14 protein-coding genes are annotated in these 16,877 nt (G+C 73.6%); 4 read left to right on the forward strand and 10 right to left on the reverse strand.

The annotated features are described in order from the left end of the window. Window positions 1-292: 292 nt before the first annotated feature. Both ACMCNK_RS06705 and ACMCNK_RS06710 read left to right on the forward strand, forming a co-directional pair. Complete coding sequence (locus ACMCNK_RS06705; protein WP_412735511.1) at window positions 293-1,402, forward strand: FAD-dependent monooxygenase; 1,110 nt, start codon at window positions 293-295, stop codon at window positions 1,400-1,402. 10 nt (window positions 1,403-1,412) lie between these two features. Continuing rightward, the gene (locus tag ACMCNK_RS06710) at window positions 1,413-2,963 is read left to right on the forward strand and encodes a hypothetical protein (RefSeq protein ID WP_412735512.1); all 1,551 of its coding nucleotides are present in this window, start codon (window positions 1,413-1,415) and stop codon (window positions 2,961-2,963) included. On the opposite strand, the gene ACMCNK_RS06715 is transcribed toward ACMCNK_RS06710, so the two are convergent. From ACMCNK_RS06715 to ACMCNK_RS06745, 7 genes are all read right to left on the reverse strand, one after another. Beyond that, entirely contained in the window at window positions 2,933-3,454 is a 522-nt protein-coding gene (locus ACMCNK_RS06715) for a hypothetical protein (protein WP_412735513.1), read from the reverse strand. The two genes, ACMCNK_RS06710 and ACMCNK_RS06715, sit on opposite strands and share 31 nt — an antisense overlap. 110 nt (window positions 3,455-3,564) lie before the next feature. Continuing rightward, complete coding sequence (locus ACMCNK_RS06720; protein WP_412735514.1) at window positions 3,565-4,941, reverse strand: MFS transporter; 1,377 nt, start codon at window positions 4,939-4,941, stop codon at window positions 3,565-3,567. Beyond that, complete coding sequence (locus tag ACMCNK_RS06725) at window positions 4,938-5,267, reverse strand: Rieske (2Fe-2S) protein (RefSeq protein WP_412735515.1); 330 nt, start codon at window positions 5,265-5,267, stop codon at window positions 4,938-4,940. Before ACMCNK_RS06725 ends, ACMCNK_RS06720 begins: the two co-directional genes overlap by 4 nt. After that, window positions 5,264-7,780 carry a nitrite reductase large subunit NirB gene (nirB, locus tag ACMCNK_RS06730; protein WP_412735516.1) on the reverse strand — a complete coding sequence of 839 codons (2,517 nt, stop codon included), beginning with the start codon at window positions 7,778-7,780 and terminating at the stop codon, window positions 5,264-5,266. The genes ACMCNK_RS06725 and nirB overlap by 4 nt, the downstream gene beginning before the upstream one ends. A 1-nt stretch (window position 7,781) precedes the next feature. Next, window positions 7,782-9,950 (reverse strand): molybdopterin oxidoreductase family protein, encoded by a 2,169-nt coding sequence (locus ACMCNK_RS06735; protein WP_412740767.1) that lies wholly within the window; start codon window positions 9,948-9,950, stop codon window positions 7,782-7,784. 56 nt (window positions 9,951-10,006) lie between these two features. Continuing rightward, window positions 10,007-10,759, reverse strand: coding sequence for a sirohydrochlorin chelatase (locus tag ACMCNK_RS06740; protein WP_412735517.1), 753 nt, complete (start codon window positions 10,757-10,759; stop codon window positions 10,007-10,009). Further along, window positions 10,756-11,871 carry a uroporphyrinogen-III synthase gene (locus ACMCNK_RS06745; RefSeq protein ID WP_412735518.1) on the reverse strand — a complete coding sequence of 372 codons (1,116 nt, stop codon included), beginning with the start codon at window positions 11,869-11,871 and terminating at the stop codon, window positions 10,756-10,758. The genes ACMCNK_RS06740 and ACMCNK_RS06745 overlap by 4 nt, the downstream gene beginning before the upstream one ends. Window positions 11,872-12,107: 236 nt before the next feature. Here ACMCNK_RS06745 and ACMCNK_RS06750 point away from each other — a divergent pair, with 236 nt between their 5' ends. Together ACMCNK_RS06750 and ACMCNK_RS06755 are read left to right on the forward strand one after the other, a co-directional pair. Continuing rightward, complete coding sequence (locus tag ACMCNK_RS06750; protein ID WP_412735519.1) at window positions 12,108-13,253, forward strand: hypothetical protein; 1,146 nt, start codon at window positions 12,108-12,110, stop codon at window positions 13,251-13,253. A gap of 22 nt (window positions 13,254-13,275) precedes the next feature. Continuing rightward, complete coding sequence (locus ACMCNK_RS06755) at window positions 13,276-14,166, forward strand: SCO6745 family protein (RefSeq protein ID WP_412735520.1); 891 nt, start codon at window positions 13,276-13,278, stop codon at window positions 14,164-14,166. 44 nt (window positions 14,167-14,210) lie between these two features. Here the strand turns inward: ACMCNK_RS06755 and ACMCNK_RS06760 are convergent, their stop codons facing one another. The 3 genes from ACMCNK_RS06760 to ACMCNK_RS06770 are packed head-to-tail and all read right to left on the reverse strand — an operon-like array spanning window position 14,211 to window position 16,874. Beyond that, entirely contained in the window at window positions 14,211-14,948 is a 738-nt protein-coding gene (locus ACMCNK_RS06760) for an alpha/beta hydrolase family protein (RefSeq protein WP_412735521.1), read from the reverse strand. A 24-nt stretch (window positions 14,949-14,972) separates the two neighbouring features. Beyond that, the gene (locus ACMCNK_RS06765) at window positions 14,973-15,470 is read right to left on the reverse strand and encodes an FMN-binding protein (protein ID WP_412735522.1); all 498 of its coding nucleotides are present in this window, start codon (window positions 15,468-15,470) and stop codon (window positions 14,973-14,975) included. Window positions 15,471-15,488: 18 nt separating this feature from the next. Beyond that, window positions 15,489-16,874, reverse strand: coding sequence for a ferric reductase-like transmembrane domain-containing protein (locus tag ACMCNK_RS06770; RefSeq protein WP_412740768.1), 1,386 nt, complete (start codon window positions 16,872-16,874; stop codon window positions 15,489-15,491). Window positions 16,875-16,877: the final 3 nt, after the last annotated feature.

Genomic DNA, 16,877 nt, shown 5'->3' on the forward strand with positions numbered 1-16,877 from the left:
CGGGACGGTGGTACGCGGGCGGGTGCCACCCCGCTTCGACTGATTCCGCGCCAGGACCGCGGCAACGACCGCACACCACCGCGGGACGGCGGTGGCACCCGGGTGGAAGGACACCCTCTCCCGCGGATCCTGCTGGGGCTGGGAGAGGGTCAGAGATCGACTCGGCGCGCACGCACGGTCGACCGCCGGCGCAGGCGGAGGCCTGCGGGCACACGGGACCGGGACGCGAACATGCCGATGACCGTAGAGCACGGCCGCGCACGGGCCAACGGGTTTTCACTACGCTGACCGCATGATCAACAAGACGGCGGCCGTGGTGGGCGGCGGCATCGGAGGGCTCGCCGCCGCGGTGGCGCTGCACCGGACCGGCTGGGACGTGACCGTCCTGGAGCGCGCGGACCGTGTCACCGAGCTCGGTGCGGGCCTGTCGCTGTGGCCCAACGCGCTGCGCGCGCTCGACCTGCTCGGCGTCCGTGAGCAGGTCGTCACCGCGGGCGCGGTGGAACGCTGCGGCGGTGTCCGGGACCGCCGCGGGCGCTGGCTGTCGCGGACCCGGTCGGCCGAGCTGGAACGACGATTCGGCCACCCCCTGCTCGTGGTGCATCGCGTCGACCTCGTCGAGATCCTGCTCGCGGCGCTGCCGGCCGGTGCGCTGCGCGCAGGCGTGCAGGTCGGCGCGGTACCGCAGGCCGATCTGGTGGTGGCGGCCGACGGCCTGCGCAGCGTCCTGCGGGAACGCCTGTTCCCCGGGTACGCGCCCCGCTACGCCGGGCACACCGCGTGGCGCGTGGTCACCCGGCCGACGGCACCACCGGCCGAGGGCGCGGTCGTCTGGGGCCGCGGCGCCCGGTTCGGGTACACGACGATGACCGGCGGGCGGGTGTACTGCTTCGCCACCGCGAACACACCGGAGGGCGCGACCGGCCCGGACGGCGAGTACGCCGAACTGCACCGCCGCTTCGGCGACTGGCCTGACCCGATCCCGGCCCTGCTGGCGGCCACCGCACCGGAGCACGTGCTGCGCCACGACCTGTACGACCTGCCACCGCTGCCGTCGTTCGTGTCCGGCAACACCGTGCTGCTCGGTGACGCCGCCCACGCGATGACACCGAGCCTGGGCCAGGGCGCGTGCCAGGCGCTGGAGGACGCGGTGACTCTCACCGCCTGTCTCGCCGACGCGCCGCGCATCGCGGACGCCCTCACCCGGTACGACCTTCTGCGCCGCCCGCGTACCCAGGCGATCACCCGCCGTTCCGCCCGGCTCGGCCGCGCCGGTCAGCTGAGCTGGCCACCGGCGACCGCCGCCCGGGACCTGGCCGCCCGGCTGATTCCGGAACGCGTCACGCTGCGCGCGATGACGCCCGTCCTCGGCTGGGGTATGCGACCGGAGACGATTGTGTGAGCATGGCGCGGTGCCGGACTGGACCTACCACCCGCTGAACCCGCTGGCCGCGGCCATGCTCGGACGGCGGCGCTCCCAGCGCGCCGCGCTGCGGGCGCTGGCGACGCTGACCTCCCTGCCCGGTGGTGCCCGTGTGGTGGCCCGGGCGTTCGCCCACCCCCGGCCGCCCGCGCAGCTTGCCGGGCGGCTCGGCGCAACCGTGCCCGTGCCCGTGGCGTACGACGCGATCCGGGCCCTGCCGGTGCAGGGCGCCGAGGTCATCGAGGTCGGCCCGGTCCGCGCCGCGGACGTCCCGGCGCTGCGCCGGGCCACCACCGGACGGCGCTGCACGGTCCTCGCCCGGGTCACCGATCCGGCAATCGCCGCGCAGGTCGCGCCGTACGTCGACCGGGTGGTCACCGGCGCCGAGGCGGACCTGGTCCGTCTCGTCGATCCGGAGGTGGCCGCGGCGACGGCCGCCCTCGACGATCCCGCCGTGACGGTCCTCGCCACCCCCGGCGTGCTCGTCAGCGCGGGGCCGGGCTGGTTCCAGCGGGTGATCGAGGCGGAGACACCGACCGGGCCGCCGGACCGGCTGCGCGACGTTGCTGCCGACCCGCGCCGCTGGCCCGCGTGGCTGTGGGGGGTGCTGGTCGGCCTGGGCATGGCCGGTGCGGGCGTCGGCGCCGCCGCGATCACGCTGGGGCCGCTGCTGCTGTGGTACGACAACGACTATCTCGGCATGCACCGGGAGAATCTGCTCGGGATCAACGGCCACCTGCCGCCGTTCCTGCAGCACGACCGGATCACCATGGCCGGCACCATGGTGGCGATCGGCGTGCTCTACGCCGGGCTGGCCTGGGGCGGCATCCGGCACGGCTGGCGGTGGGCCCGCGACGCGTACCTCGTCTCGGGCGCGGTCGGCTTCCCGACGCTGTTCTACTTCCTCGTCTCCGGGTTCCTGGAGCCGCTGCACACCGCGGTCGCCGTGCTGCTGTTCCCCATGTTCGTGCTGGCGGTACGGGGGCGCCCGGCGGCACCGCGGTGGCGCCTGGCAGCGGACGGTCCGGAGTATCTGCGCCGGCGGGCGCTGACCGGTCAGCTCCTGATGATCGCCACGGGGCTGGGCCTGCTGATCGGCGGCGCGGTGGTCTCCGTCGTGGGACTCACCTCGGTCTTCGTCCCCACGGACCTGGGATATCTGGGCACGGACGCCGGTCACCTGCACGCGGTCAACCCGCGGCTGATGCCGTTCATCGCCCACGACCGGGCCGGGTTCGGCGGTGCGCTGATGGCCGCCGCGCTCGCGGTCACGCTGCTCAGCGCGTGGGGATGGCGGCGCGGCGCGGCCTGGGTGTGGTGGTCGCTGGCGCTCGCCGCCGCCGCCGGGTTCGGCCCGGCCGTCGTGGTGCACTTCGTGATCGGCTACACCGACCTCGTGCACCTGGCCCCGGTCTACGTCGGGGTGGTGCTGACGACCGTGGCGCTGGTGCTGGCCCGCCCGTTCCTGTGTGCGCGTGCCGCCGGGCGTCCGGATCCGGCGACGGCGGCTCAGGAGTCGGCGATCAGCGGGAGCGTCTGAACGTCACCCGCGACCGGCGCGTCCAGGGAGTGCCGCGGAGGCGGCAGCTCGGCGGCGTGCGACCGGCTGAACCGGGAGCCCGGGCGGCGGGTCACCGCCACTGTGACCAGGTGCACCGGCGCGGGCGGCGCCGCGAACCGGCCCGGACCCCAGCGGATCCAGATCGCCACGCGACCGGCCTGCGCCTCGGCGAGCAGCTTGTCGACCGTACGTTGGCGATCGGAGTGATCCACCTCGATCGCGATCGGCGGGGCGGCCGGGCGGGCACACGCCACATCGAGCACGGACTGCCGGTGCTGCATCGGCGCGGGCAGCGAGACGACGCTGGCCGCCCGGCGGTACGCCCGCCAGCCCTGCTCCTGCGCCCACGCCACCGCCGCGTCGATGATCTGCGCCGTGACCTGGTGCTGGTCGGCGTCCGTGAAGCTCAGGTCCGCGAGCCGGGCTTCGAGGTCCGCGGCCAAGCGGGCACCGTCGGCGGTGACGTCCATCCCGGCAGGATATGCGGCCGGGCCCGGCACACGGCGAGGCCGCCCGGCAGAACCTGCCGGGCGGCCTCCGATCCCCCGGAGCTGGACGTACCCCGTGGGGAGCGCGGCGGTCAGACGCCGCGCAGGCGGCCGGGCGAGGGCCGCAGGTAGACGGTCCAGGTGACCGCGAGGCAGACGAGGTAGAAGGCGATGAACGCGAGGTACGCCGCGTCCGCGCTCTTGTACGCCAGGAACGACTGCCGGAACGCCAGGTTCACCAGCACCCCGCCGAACGCGCCGATCGCACCCGCGATCCCGATCAGCGCGTTGGACAGCCGCCGCGCCTCGTGCTCGGCCTCGCGCGGGTCGGCACCCTTCATGGCCCGCGCCGCGCACTTCGCCCGCAGGATGGCCGGGATCATCTTGTACGTCGAGCCGTTGCCGACGCCGCTGAACACGAACAGCGCGATGAAACCGACCAGGTACATCGGCAGCGAGTGCTGCTGCGAGGCCACCAGCACGATGCTCGCACCGAGCGCCATCGCCGCGAAGTTCACGAACGTGACCCGGGCACCGCCGAGCCGGTCGGCCAGCAACCCGCCCACGGGCCGGATCAGCGAGCCGAGCAGCGGGCCCAGGAACGTCAGGTACGCCGCCTTGACCGGAGTGCTGAACGTGTCGTGGAACTGCACCTGCAACACCTGGCCGAACGCGAACCCGAACCCGATGAACGAGCCGAACGTGCCGATGTACAGCAGCGACATGATCCAGGTGTGCGGTTCCCTGGTGGCCTCGCGCATCGCCCGCTTCTCGTTGCGGGCGTGGCTCAGGTTGTCCATGAACAGAGCCGCACACAACGCCGCGATGACGATGAGCGGGATGTAGATGCCCGCCACCGCGCCGGGGTGTCCGGCGCCCAGGGTGGCGAGCACGGCCAGGCCGACCAGTTGCACCGCGGCGACACCGATGTTGCCGCCGCCCGCGTTGATGCCCAGCGCCCAGCCCTTGAGCCGGTCCGGGTAGAACGCGTTGATGTTGGCCATCGACGAGGCGAAGTTGCCGCCGCCGACCCCGGCGACCGCCGCCATGATCAGCAGGGTGGTGTACGACACCCCCGGCTTGATCAGGAACGCGGCGAGGATCGCGGGCACCAGCAGCAGCGTGGCGCTGACGATGGTCCAGTTGCGCCCGCCGAACCGCGCCACCGCGAACGTGTACGGGATCCGCAACGCGGCCCCGACCAGCGCGGGCACCGCGGTGAGCAGGAACTTGCCGGCCGGGTCGATGCCGTACGCGGGGCCGAGGAACAGCACCAGCACCGACCACATCGTCCACACCGAGAAACCGATGTGCTCACTGAAGATGGAGAAGATGAGGTTGCGCCGGGCGACCCGGGCGCCGTACGCCTCCCAGAATGCCGGGTCCTCGGGCCGCCAGTCGTCGATCCAATGGCCCCGGATCGTCATGCTCGGGCGGGTAGCAGGAGCAACGGGCAAGGTGGCTGTCATGGCAGACCTCCCGGAATGATGATGATGTTTTCCTCGTCCACCCGGACCGGGTAGACCGTCAGCGGAGCGGCGCCCGTGGTGGAGCACCCGGTGCGCAGGTCGAAGGCGTGCTGATGCAGGGGGCACACCACGATGCGGTGGTCGGCCAGGCCGTCCGCGAGGGGACCGCCCGCGTGCGGGCAGACCGCGGACACCGCCCGCAGGCCGCCGTCACGCAGCCGGAACACCGCGACCATGTCCGCGCCGACCGCGTACGTGCGGGCCTCACCGACCGGGATCTCGTCGACCGGGCCGAGCCGGTGTTCCGCGACCGATTGGGTGGTCATGCGAGTCCTTCCTTCGCCGCGGCGGCGACCGGCTGCCGGACCGGCACCTGGGGCAGCACGGTCAGGGGCAGGGAGGTACGGAACTGTCCCGGGGTGACCGGCGCGGACCGTTCCGTCCACGGGTCGCGGTAGGAGGTGACGTGCGCGGCGACGGCCGCGTCGAGCCGGTCGGCGATACCGTCGGAGTCGTCCACGACGACCGCCCGGACCCGCTCGATGCCGACGCGGGGAACGAACGCGTACGTGCGCTCCAGCCAGTTCGCGTTCTCCCGGTAGTACTGCAGGAACCGGCCGGTCAGCGTGAGCACCTCGTCCGGGGAGTCCACCGTGGCCAGCAGGTCGCCCTTGCGCACGTGCGCGCCCGCGGCGCCGCCCACATAGATCTCCCACTTGCCGCCGTCGATCGCGACGACGCCGAGGTCCTTCACGTACGCCTCGGCGCAGTTGCGCGGGCAGCCGGTGACCGCGAGCTTCATCTTGCCCGGCCCCTCCAGGCCCTGGTACCGCTCCTCGAGGGCGATGCCCAGGGCGGTGGAGTCGCCGACCCCGAACCGGCAGTAGTCCGAGCCCACGCAGGTCTTCACGGTGCGGAAACTCTTGCCGTACGCCCAGCCGGACGGCATGTCGAGGTCGGCCCAGATCTGCGGCAGGTTCTCCTTCGGCACACCGAGCAGGTCGATGCGCTGCCCGCCGGTCAGCTTCACCATCGGTACGGCGTGCTTCTCCGCCACCTCGGCGATCCGCTTGAGCTGGGCCGGGGTGGTGACCCCGCCCTTCATCTGCGGCACCACGGAGAACGTACCGTCGCGCTGGATGTTGGCGTGCACCCGGTCGTTGATGAAGCGGGCGTCGCGTTCGTCCTCGTACTCGGGGCCCCACATCATCTTCAGCAGCGACGCCAGGCCCATCTTGCTCTTGGCGTCCTCCTCGCCGCCCGGGGCGAGCAGTGCGAACACCGCCGACACGCTGCGCAGGCCGTGGGTGCGGATCGCCTCCATCAGCTCCGGCTTGGGCATCGGCACGCCGGGCACGTACCAGCTGGCCGCGGGGTCCACCTCGACGTCGTCGCCGGCGGCCCACTCGACGATCTGCTGGACCAGGCCCTTGCAGGAGCCGCAGCCCTTGCCGGCCCGGGTCTTGTCCATCACGCCGTTGACGGACTTGATGCCGCACTGGACCGCCTCGACGATCTCCCCCTTGCACACGCCGTTGCAGTTGCACACCTGGGCGTCGTCGGCCATGTCGGCGGCACTGACCTCGGCCGGGCCCGTACCGATGTCGAACAGCAGCTGGGCGCGTTCCTCGGGCAGCGGCAGCCCGCGGTCGAACGCCTGCATCAGGAACGCGACCTTGCGGACGTCGCCGACCAAGGTGGCGCCGACCAGGCGGTCGTCGCGGATGATCAGGCTCTGGTAGACGCCGCGGCGCGGCTCGGCGAACGTCACGGTCTCGTCCGTGTCGAGCTCGGGTTCCTTCAGGCCCATCGCGGCGACGTCCACCCCGGCCACCTTCAGCTTCGTGGCGACCTGGGAGCCCTGGTACGCCGCGGCATCGTTCGTGCCCGTGACGTGGTCGGCCAGCACCCGGGCCTGGTCCCACAGCGGCGCGACCAGCCCGTACGTGACGCCGCGGTGCTGGGCGCACTCCCCCACCGCGTAGATGTCGGTCTCGCCGGCCACCCGCATCTGGTCGTCGACGACCACGCCCTGCTCGACCGAGAGCCCGCTGGTCGAGGCCAGTTCCGCGTTGGCGCGGATGCCGGCGGCCAGCACCACGACGTCACAGTCGATGACCCGGCCGTTCTTCAGCTTCACCCCGGTGACCGCGTGCTTGCCGAGGATCTCCGTGGTGAGCCCGTCGCAGATCACCTCGATGCCGAGCTTCTCGACGCTCGCCTGCAACGTCCTGCCGGCCGGCTCGTCGAGCTGGGTGTTCATCAGGTGGCCCATGGCGTGGATCAGGGTCACGTGGCTGACGTGCTGCTGCAGGCCACGCGCCGCTTCGAGGCCGAGCAGGCCGCCGCCGATGACGACCGCCCGCTCGTGGTCCCGCGCATAGCGGATCATGTTGCGGGTGTCGTCCAGCGTCCGGAACGCGAACACGCCCTGGTGGTAGCCGCGGCCGGGCCGGTGCACCCCGGCGATCGGCGGCACGAACGCGGTGCTGCCGGTCGCGATGATCAGCTTGTCGTACGGGGTCTGCGTGCCGTCGTCGGCGTGCACCCGCTTGCGCTTGCGGTCGATCCGGTCGACCCGGCAGCCCGCGTGCAACGTGATGCCGTTGTCGGCGTACCACTGGGTGTCGTTGAGGAAGATGCCCGCCTCGTCCTCCACGCCCGCCAGGACGTTGGAGAGCATGATCCGGTTGTAGTTGCCGTACGGCTCCTCACCGAACATCGTGATGTCGAACCGGTCCGGGTCACGCTGCAGGATCTCCTCGACCGTGCGGGCACCGGCCATGCCGTTGCCGACGACCACGAGGCGCATCCGCTCGGGTGGCTGTGACGTATGCACTTCAACGGTCCCTTTCGTTGGCGGGCAGGCGGGGTGCGTCCGTGGTGAGCAGGCCGGTGTCGTCCGGCCCACCGGCGCGGGCGATCGCCACGGCGCACGCTTTGAAGGCGGGCATCCGCGAGTGCGGATCCAGCGCCGGGTCGGTGAGGCCGTTCGCGGCGGAACTGCCGCCCCAGTGGAACGGCGCGAACACGGTGTCGGGCCGGATGCCGTCGTTGAGCTTGGCCCGGAAGAACGCCCGGCCGCGGCGCGTGCGCAGCTCCACCACGTCACCCGCGGCGATGCCGTGCCGCCGGGCCAGGTCGGGATGCAGCTCGGCGCGCGGGTCCGGCAGCGCGGTGGTCAGCGCCCGCACCCGGCGGGTCTGGTTGCCGGACTGATAGTGCTGCATGGTCCGGCCCGTGGTCAGCACGTACGGGTAGTCACGGTCGGGCAGCTCCGCCGGATCGCGGTGCTCCACCTTGTGAAAGCGGGCCCGCCCGTCCGGCGTCGGGAACGACTCGGCGAACAGCCGCGGCGTACCCGGATGGTCCTCGGCCGGGCACGGCCAGAACACGCCCTCTTCGGCCTCGATGCGCTCCCAGGTGATGCCGGAGTAGTCCGCGATGCCGCCCGCGCTGGCCCGCCGCAGCTCGTCGAAGACCTCACGCTCGTCCGCGGTGAAGAACCGGCCGCGGCCCAGGCGTTCGGCCAGCTCCGCCATGACCGCCAGGTCGGTGCGCACCTCCGGCGGCGGGGGCAGGGCGCGGCGGCGGCGCAGCACCCGGCCCTCCAGATTGGTCATCGTGCCCTCCTCCTCCGCCCACTGGGCGGTCGGCAGCACGACGTCGGCGAGCGCGGCGGTCTCGGACAGGAAGATGTCGGACACGACCAGCAGGTCCAGGGCGCGCAGCCGGTCCAGGACCCGGTTGGTGTGCGGTGCGGAGACCGCGAGATTGCTGGCCAGCACGAGCAGCACCCGGACGCCGCCGTCGGTGCCGAGACGGTCGATCATTTCGTACGCGGAACGCCCCGGAGCGGGCAGCTCGTCGGGGTCGATGCCCCAGACGCGGGCGATGTGCGCCCGGGCGGCCGGGTCGTCGAGCTTGCGGTACCCGGGCAACTGGTCGGCCTTCTGGCCGTGCTCCCGGCCGCCCTGCCCGTTGCCCTGCCCGGTGATCGTCCCGTACCCGGAGTGCGGGCGCCCGGGCAGACCCAGCGCCAGGGCCAGGTTCAGGTACGCCTGCGCGGTGTCCGTGCCGTTGCTGTGCTGCTCCGCGCCACGCGCGGTGAGGATCATCGCGGAGTCGGCCTCGGCCAGCGCATGCACCGTGGCCCGCAGGTCGGCCGCGCTGACCCCGGTCATCCGCTCCACCCGGTCCGGCCAGTACGCGGCCACCGCGGCGCGCACGGCGTCGAAGCCGGTGGTGCGGTTCCGCACATACTCGTCGTCGACCAGGCCCTCGCGGATCGCGATGTGCAGCATGCCGTTGGCCAGCGCAAGATCCGTGCCCGGCAGCGGCTGCAGGTGCCGGTGCGCGCCCGCCGCGGTCGGGGTACGGCGCGGGTCCACCACGATGTGCCGGGCGCCCGCAGCCCGGCCCGCGTCCAGGTACTGCATGGACGGTGGCATCGCGTCGGCCGGGTTCGCGCCGACCAGCAGCACGGTCCGCGCCTCGGCAAGGTCTGCAAGGGGGAACGGCAGGCCCCGGTCGACCCCGAACGCCCGGTTGGCCGCGGTCGCCGCCGACGACATGCAGAACCGGCCGTTGTAGTCGATCGACGCGGACCGCAACCCGACCCGGACGAACTTGCCCAGCGCGTACGCCTTCTCGTTGGTGAGCCCGCCGCCGCCGAACGCGCCGACGCTGTCCGGGCCGTACCGATCCTGGGAGCCGCGGATCGCCGTGACGATCCGGTCCAGGGCCTCGTCCCAGCTGGCCTCGCGCAGCGGGCTGGTCCGGTCCGCGGCGTTCTTGCGGACCAGCGGCGTGAGCAGCCGGTCGGGGTGGTCGAGCAGGTCGGCCGCGGTCCAGCCCTTGGCGCACAGGCCGCCGCGATTGACGTCGAAGTCCGCCGGCCTCAGCTCGACCCCGCCGAGCCGGGGGCTCAGCGAGATCCCGCACTGCAACGCGCAGTACGGGCAGTGCGTCTCGACCGTGCGTGATGTGCTCACACCGCAAATGCTCAGGTGACGCTGTTACCGCACCGGTCCCCGGGCCATTACGCGGCCGTACAGTTCCTCCGTCAACCGCACAACGTCGATTGTGAGAATTCGGCAACAGGGCCGCCCGTGACCGCCGCGTCGTAGCGGCTCAGCACCAGCTCGGCGACCGAGCCCGAGGTCACCAGCGGGGCGGTGACCACATCGGCGCCCGCGCGGTGCAACGCCCGATGAAACAACCCGTCCACCAGCAGGTACGCCGCCACCGCGATCCGGCGGGCCCCGGCGGCGCGCAGCTCGGCCACCACGTCGGTCACGCGCGGGCCACTGCCCGAGGCGTAACCCACGCGCGCCCGGCCGGGCAGGGCACGGGCGACCGCGGCCACGTCCGCGCGGGAACGGGGCTCCGCGGAACCGGCCGCCGCCAGCACCACCGCGTCGGCCGGGCCGGCGGCACGCAGCCGCCGGGCCAGCAGCTCCACAAGCATCGGGTCGGGCCCGAGCGGGGCGGTGACGACCGCCGAGGTGCCCTCGACCGCGGCGCCGATGTCCACCCGTACGTGATGGCCGGTCGACAGCAGCAGCGGCACGACCACGACGGGGGCGCCGCGCAGCTGCGCGACCGCGTCCGCGACATGCGGCTGCTGCACGTCCACATACGCCAGCCGGACGTCGAGTCCCGGGCGCCGCAGCGCGAGCCCAGCCGCCAGCCGCCGGATCTGATCCTGCCCACCGGGCGAACGGGTGCCGTGGGCGACTCCCAGCAGGACCGGCTTCATGCTGGGCCGACTCGGCATTCGCTCGCGGCCCTCGCTGCGCTCGGTGCACTCGTTCATGCGCAGACCTCGTCGACTCGGAGACGGTAGCCGCGTTTGATGACCGTCTCGACGTGTTTGCCCGCGCCGAGCGCGGCGCGCAGACGGGCGACCGCCATGTCGACCGCATGGCCGTCGTCGCCGCGCGGCAGCGCCGCCGCCAGCTGCGCCCGCGACACCACCGCGCCCGGGCGGGCGGCGAGCGCGGACAGAATGGCCATGGCGGCCGGCGCCAGCGGCTGGAGCCGGCCGTCGATGAGTACGGCGTGCCCGCGCACCTCCAGCAGGCTGCCGGACACCCAGATCCGCGCGGCGCGCCGGGGCAGTTCGTCGGTGACCATCTTGACCAGGGCGCCGAGCCGGGACCGGTGCGGCGTGACCACCGGCACACCCAGTTTGACCAGCGGCGCGGCGGTGACCGGCCCGACGCACGCGGCCATGGTGCGGACCCGGAGCACGTCCAGCACCTCGGGTGCCGCCACCCCGGCGATCTCCAGCAGGGACAGCACGGCGGGGGCGCTGGTGAACGTCACCGCGTCCACCTGGCCGGCGGTGAGCTGGCCGACCAGGCGGCGGGCCGGGGCGAGATCCGGCGGCAGCGCCGACCGGTACACCGGCACCTCCACGACGGCCGCCCCGGCGGCCCGCAACGCGGAGGTGAACTCGGCCTGGGGTCCGCCGTGCAACTGCACCGCGATCCTCCGGCCCGCGATGCCCTGGGCGAGCAGCCGTTCCAGGATCTCCTCGGAGGACTCCGACGGCGCGGTCCATTCCTCGCTCAGGTCCGCGGCCCGGATCGCCCCGCAGGGCTTGGCGCCGCGGGCGATCAGCCGCGCCCGGCCCAGCGCGGCACGCAGCGCGTCACCGACGCCCCAGCCCTCGGCGGCCTCCAGCCAGCCCCGGAAGCCGATGCCCGTGGTGGCGATGACGATGTCGGGGGCCAGGCCCACGCAGGCCACGGTCGCCGCGTGCAGCGCCTCGTCGTCCTGCAGGGGCACGATCGTGATGGCGGGTGCCTGCACCACCTTGGCACCCCTGCGTTCCAGCAGCGCGGCCAGTTCGTCGCGCCGACGTTCGGCCGTCACCGCCACCGTGAAACCGGCCAGCGGGGCCGTACCGTCGGGCTCATCCATGCGCACAGGCTCCCCACCTGGCGTTACCCGCCGGAGTAGTACGTGTTACCAACGTGCAAACCGCTTGTCACCGGAACCCCGTGGACGCGGTGAGTCCGGCACGGGTAAGGGGGCAGAGCCTCCCAGGTGCCTACCATCCGGACACGCCCGGCCCGCCGTTGAGCGATCCGGCACGGTGCGTCCGTATCCATCGGCGGCACCCGATGGGGGCGCCGCCGACGATCGGAGGGCACGCCATGCACGAGTCCGCACGGCCCGGCATCCACGACGCCGAAGCGCCCGACGACGCGCTCCCCCAGGCGCGCACGGGCGCCGACGAGCCGGCCGACCCGACCACGCGGGTGGACGACTGCGACGCCGCACCGGCCGAGCAGGACGAATCCGCCGGCGAACTCCCGGCGCCGGCCGTGCAGGACGACGAGCAGGGCGAACCCACCGGCGAACTCCCGACCGAGGAGAACGACGACCAGGGCGAACCCACCGAGGAACTCCCCGAATCGGTCATGCTGGCCGACGACGAGGACGAGCCGACCGGGGAGATCCCCGCGCCGCCCGGGCCGACGGACGACCAGGAACCCACCGGTGAGCTCCCCGCGCCGGCCGGCCGACGTCACGGCACCCGGTGGGCGGCCATCGCCGTCGTGGCCGCCGCCGCGCTGCTGGTCGCGGGCGGTGCCATCGCCGCGATCGGGCGCGCGGACACCACCGCGCACCCGCCCACGGTTGCCGCACCCACCGGACGGTGGGGCGGCGGCACCTCACCCGCAGACGCGCCGCGCGCCGTAACGGCACCGCTGGACGGGCGTACCCGCGCCGGCCTGGACCTGCTCGACGGCGCCACCGCGATCCGCCTGCGCACCGCGGACCTGGGCGCCGACCTGTACCGGGTGAGCACACCGCCGGGCGCGGGCGTGGTGCCGCGGATCACCACCGACGGCGGGCGGGTCAGGCTGGGGCTGGACCGGGCGCCGGGCGCCGGGCCCGCCGAGGTGGACGTGGCGCTCAGTGCGCGGGTCCGCTGGGACCTGCGGGTCTCCGGCGGGGCGTCGCTCAGCACCCTCGACCTGCGGGAGGGCCGGCTCGGCACGGTGGACCTGGCGGGCGGCGCCAGCCTCGTCGACCTCACCCTGCCCCGGCCCGACGGCACGCTGACGGTACGCATGACCGGCGGCGTGAGCCGCTTCGACGTGCACACCGCCGCGCGGGTGCCGGTGCGGGTCCGGCTCGTCGCGGGTGCGGGCCAGGTGGTGCTGGCCGGGCGCGCCCACGACGGGGTCGCCGCGGGCGCCCTGTTCACCGTGGACGGTTGGGAGGAGGCGGTCGACCGGATCGACGTGGACGCGGCGGCCGGGGTGTCGGCGCTCACGGTCGCACCGTACTGATGGACGTGAAAGCATGACCGGCATGGCAGCAGAACCCCCCGCCGGGCCGGACCCGGCCGCCGTGCGACTCGCGTGGCGGGCCGTCGAGCCCCTGCACGGCCTGATCTACTTCGCGTCCGAGGCCCACGAACGGTATGCGGCCCTCGGCATCCCCCAGCCGATGGGCTACTTCGCGACGCGCGCCGCCGCGCTCGGACCGGTCGGTCCGGGTCCGGTGGCGGCCACGTTCTACAACTTCAACCCGGCCCTGATCGCCCGGGTGCTGCCCGCGGCCTGGTCGCGGACCACTCCCGCGGCCGCCGCGGCGGCACGGCTGGCGGCCGCGGACGCCGCCCTGACCCGGGCGCTCGGTGAGGCGATCCACGGCCCGGAGCTCGCCGAGGCGGCGCATCTGGCGCGCCGGGCCGCCGAGGACGCCACGGCGCATTGCGGTGGCCGCCCGCTGTTCGCGGCGCACGCCGAGCTGCCCTGGCCCGAGGCGCCGCACACGGTGTTGTGGCATGCGCAGACAATGCTGCGCGAGTTCCGCGGCGACGGGCATGTGGCGGCGCTGCTGGTGGCCGGGCTCAGCGGTCTGGAGGCGCTGGTGATGCACACCGCGTCCGGCGAGATCGAGGAGCGGTTCCTGCGGATCAGCCGCGGCTGGAGCCGCGACGAGTGGGCGGCGGCGGTCGCCGGGCTCCGGGAGCGGGGCCTGCTGGCGCCCGGGCCCGACGCGGCGGCGCTCAGCGATCAGGGCCGCACGTTGCGCGCCGAGGTGGAGGCGAGCACGGACCGGCTGGCCACTCCCGCGTACGCGGGGATCGGCGCGGCCGGATGTGCCCGGCTGGCCGAGCTCGCCCGGCCGCTGAGCCGCACGGTCGTCAAGGCCGGCCTGCTCGATCCGGAGAAGGCACTGGCGGCGTCGCGCTGACGAGCGTGGATCAGACGGCCGGGTCGAGCGCCCGGCGTGCGGGGTCAGGTGGCCGGGTCGAGCTCCTTGCCCACGGTCGAGGTCACGACCAGGTCGAACGCCCGCTCGATCGCCTCCCGTGACTCGTCGGTGTCGTCGAGGATCTCGAACGAGTGCCGGCCGTTCGGCACGTCCACGATGTCGAGCCGGGCACCGCACGCCTCGGCGGCGGCGACGAACGTCGCCTGGGTCTCGGCCAGCTCGGGAATCTCCCGGCCCACCCGGGTCATCACGATCGGCAGGTCGCCGGCCTGCGCGACCGCGTCGGCGGGGTTGAACCTCGTGCCGTACTCGGGCGGGCACGACAGGATGCCGTACGTGGTGGCCAGGCAGCGCAGCCAGGACGGGGTGGTGCGCAGCCAGTCGGCCATGATCGGGCTGCCACCGGAGAAGAACCACAACGCGACCCGGTCGGCGTCGACGCGCGGGTCGGCCCGCAGCTGCTCGACGGCCGCGGCGATGTCGTCGGCGGCCTGCGCGTAGTCGGTGACCGCGTGCAGCCGGTGGTCGACCGTCGCCCCGACCAGCCCGCGGGATGCGGCCAGCGAAGCGTACGCCTGGAAGATGGGCCAGTGGCGCGGCGACGGGCTGATCTCCGGCCCGATCGGTCCACCGTGGATGAACAGGACGGCGGGACGGGGCTGCGCAGTGTCGGGAAGGTACAGGTCCACCGCACCGTGGCGCTCACTCTCGCGCACGTCGACCGGCAGTACGAACGGATTCATGAAGTTCTGGTACGCCATCGTGTGATCATAGTCGACGCCCTGTCACAGGTGCGCGGCGTCCAATGCGGACTGCAGGGACTGCTTGTAGCCGTCGCTGGTGACCGTGGCACCGGAGATGCTGTCGATGTCGGCGCTCTGGGCGTTCAGCGTCGCCTCGCGCAACGCGGGCAGCGCGTACGCGTTGATCTCGGCGTCCCGGTGGTTGCCGTTCGGGTACGTGGGCACCGCGATGTCGGTGATCTTTCCGCCGGACACCGTGACGGTGACCTGGATCGGGCCCCACCGGGTCTGCACGATGGAACCTTGATAGGTCCCGCCCGACCCGGCACTCCCGGTGGCCTGCGGTGTCGCGTCGTTCTGGCCGGGGCCGGACGTGGCCTGCGGTGTCGCGCCGGCGGTGGGACTGTCCGGGGTGGCCGGCAGCACGGCCGCGGCCGCGGTGGCGGTCGTGCCGCCCGCGCCCATGGTGCTGGTGCGGTAGCTGAACAGCAGCACGAGCGCGGCCACGGTCGAGAAGATCCATAGGGTGATGCGTCGCATGGGGTCAGATCCTCCGGGTCACCAGGCGAATTGTTCGGTGTGGATGCGCTCGGCGGGGACTCCCGCGGTGCGGGCCGCGGCGCGCACCGCGTCGGCCCACGGGGGCGGCCCGCAGACGTACAGGTGGTGCCGGGCGATGCCCGGGGCGATCTGCTGCAGCGCCGCGACGTCGGTGTGGTCGGCGTACTGGGCGGGCAGCCAGGAGTCGCGTACGGCGCGCGGGCCGAGCAGGAACACCAGCCGCACGCCGCGGTGCGCGGCCAGCCACTCCAGCTCGCTGCGGAACGCGAGGTCGGCGGCGTCGCGGGCGCGGTAGACCAGGGTTGCCTCGCCGTCGGCGTACGGCAGCTCCCACAGCAGCGCGAGCAGCGGGGTGACCCCGATGCCGCAGGCGAACATGGTGACCGGCCCGCCGGTGTAGTCCTGCCCGGTGAGTCGCCCGTACGGGCCCTCGATGAGCACCCGGACGCCGGGGCGCAGGGCGGCCACGCGGGCACTGCCGTCGCCCAGGTCCTTGACCGTGATCCGCATGCCGTCGGGCCGCGGCGGACCGGACAGCGAGTACGGGTGCGCCCGCGTCCAGCCCGGCCCGTCCAGGAACCGCCACTGGAAGAACTGCCCGGCGCGCACCCCGAGCCGGTCCAGGTGCCGCCCCCGCAGGTACACCGAGGTGAGGCCGGGCCCTTCGGGGACCACGTGGCTGACCTCGATCCGGTGCCGCCAGCTGCGCCAGGCCGGCAACGCGACCCGGTAGGCCAGCACGGCTCCGGCGCAGAGCCCGTACAGGGTCCACCAGTAGGCGCGGGCGGGTGCCGAGCCGACGAAGTCCGCGCCGGTCCAGAGCTGGTGCGGCAGCGCCAGGCCGACGCCGAGGTAGGCGTACAGGTGCAGCAGGTGCCAGGACTCGTAGCGCAGGCGGCGCCGTGCCGCCTTCACCGAGGTCACGACCACCATGACCAGCAGGGCGGTTGCCGCGGCGGCAAGCAGCATCCCCGGGTATGTCACCAGCAGGTCCCAGAACTGGGCGAGCACACCGGCGTGGACCGGTCCGGCGTACCCGAGCGTGATCAGCACGATGTGCGCCAGCATCAGGTGGAACGAGGTGAACCCGGTCCACCGGTGCCAGAGCGCCAGCCGGTCCTGCCCGAACGCCCGCTCCACCGCGGGGATGCGGGCCAGCAGCAGGACCTGCAACAGCATCAGGTCGGCGGCCCACAGCCCGAGAAGCCGCCCCGCTGCGGCGACGGCCCCCCAGTCTCCCGCGGCGAGCTGCTCTACCCCGCCGTTGCCGACCCACAGCGCGGTGACCACCACCAGGCTGAGGCCGGCAACGAATGCGCCCACGTCGGCCCACCAGCGCGGGGTCGGTCGCGGCGTCGGTGCCGGGGTGCGCAGCACGGGCATTGC

The sequence above is a fragment of the Krasilnikovia sp. MM14-A1259 genome, assembly GCF_047159535.1.
In the GTDB taxonomy this organism is placed as follows: domain Bacteria; phylum Actinomycetota; class Actinomycetes; order Mycobacteriales; family Micromonosporaceae; genus Actinoplanes.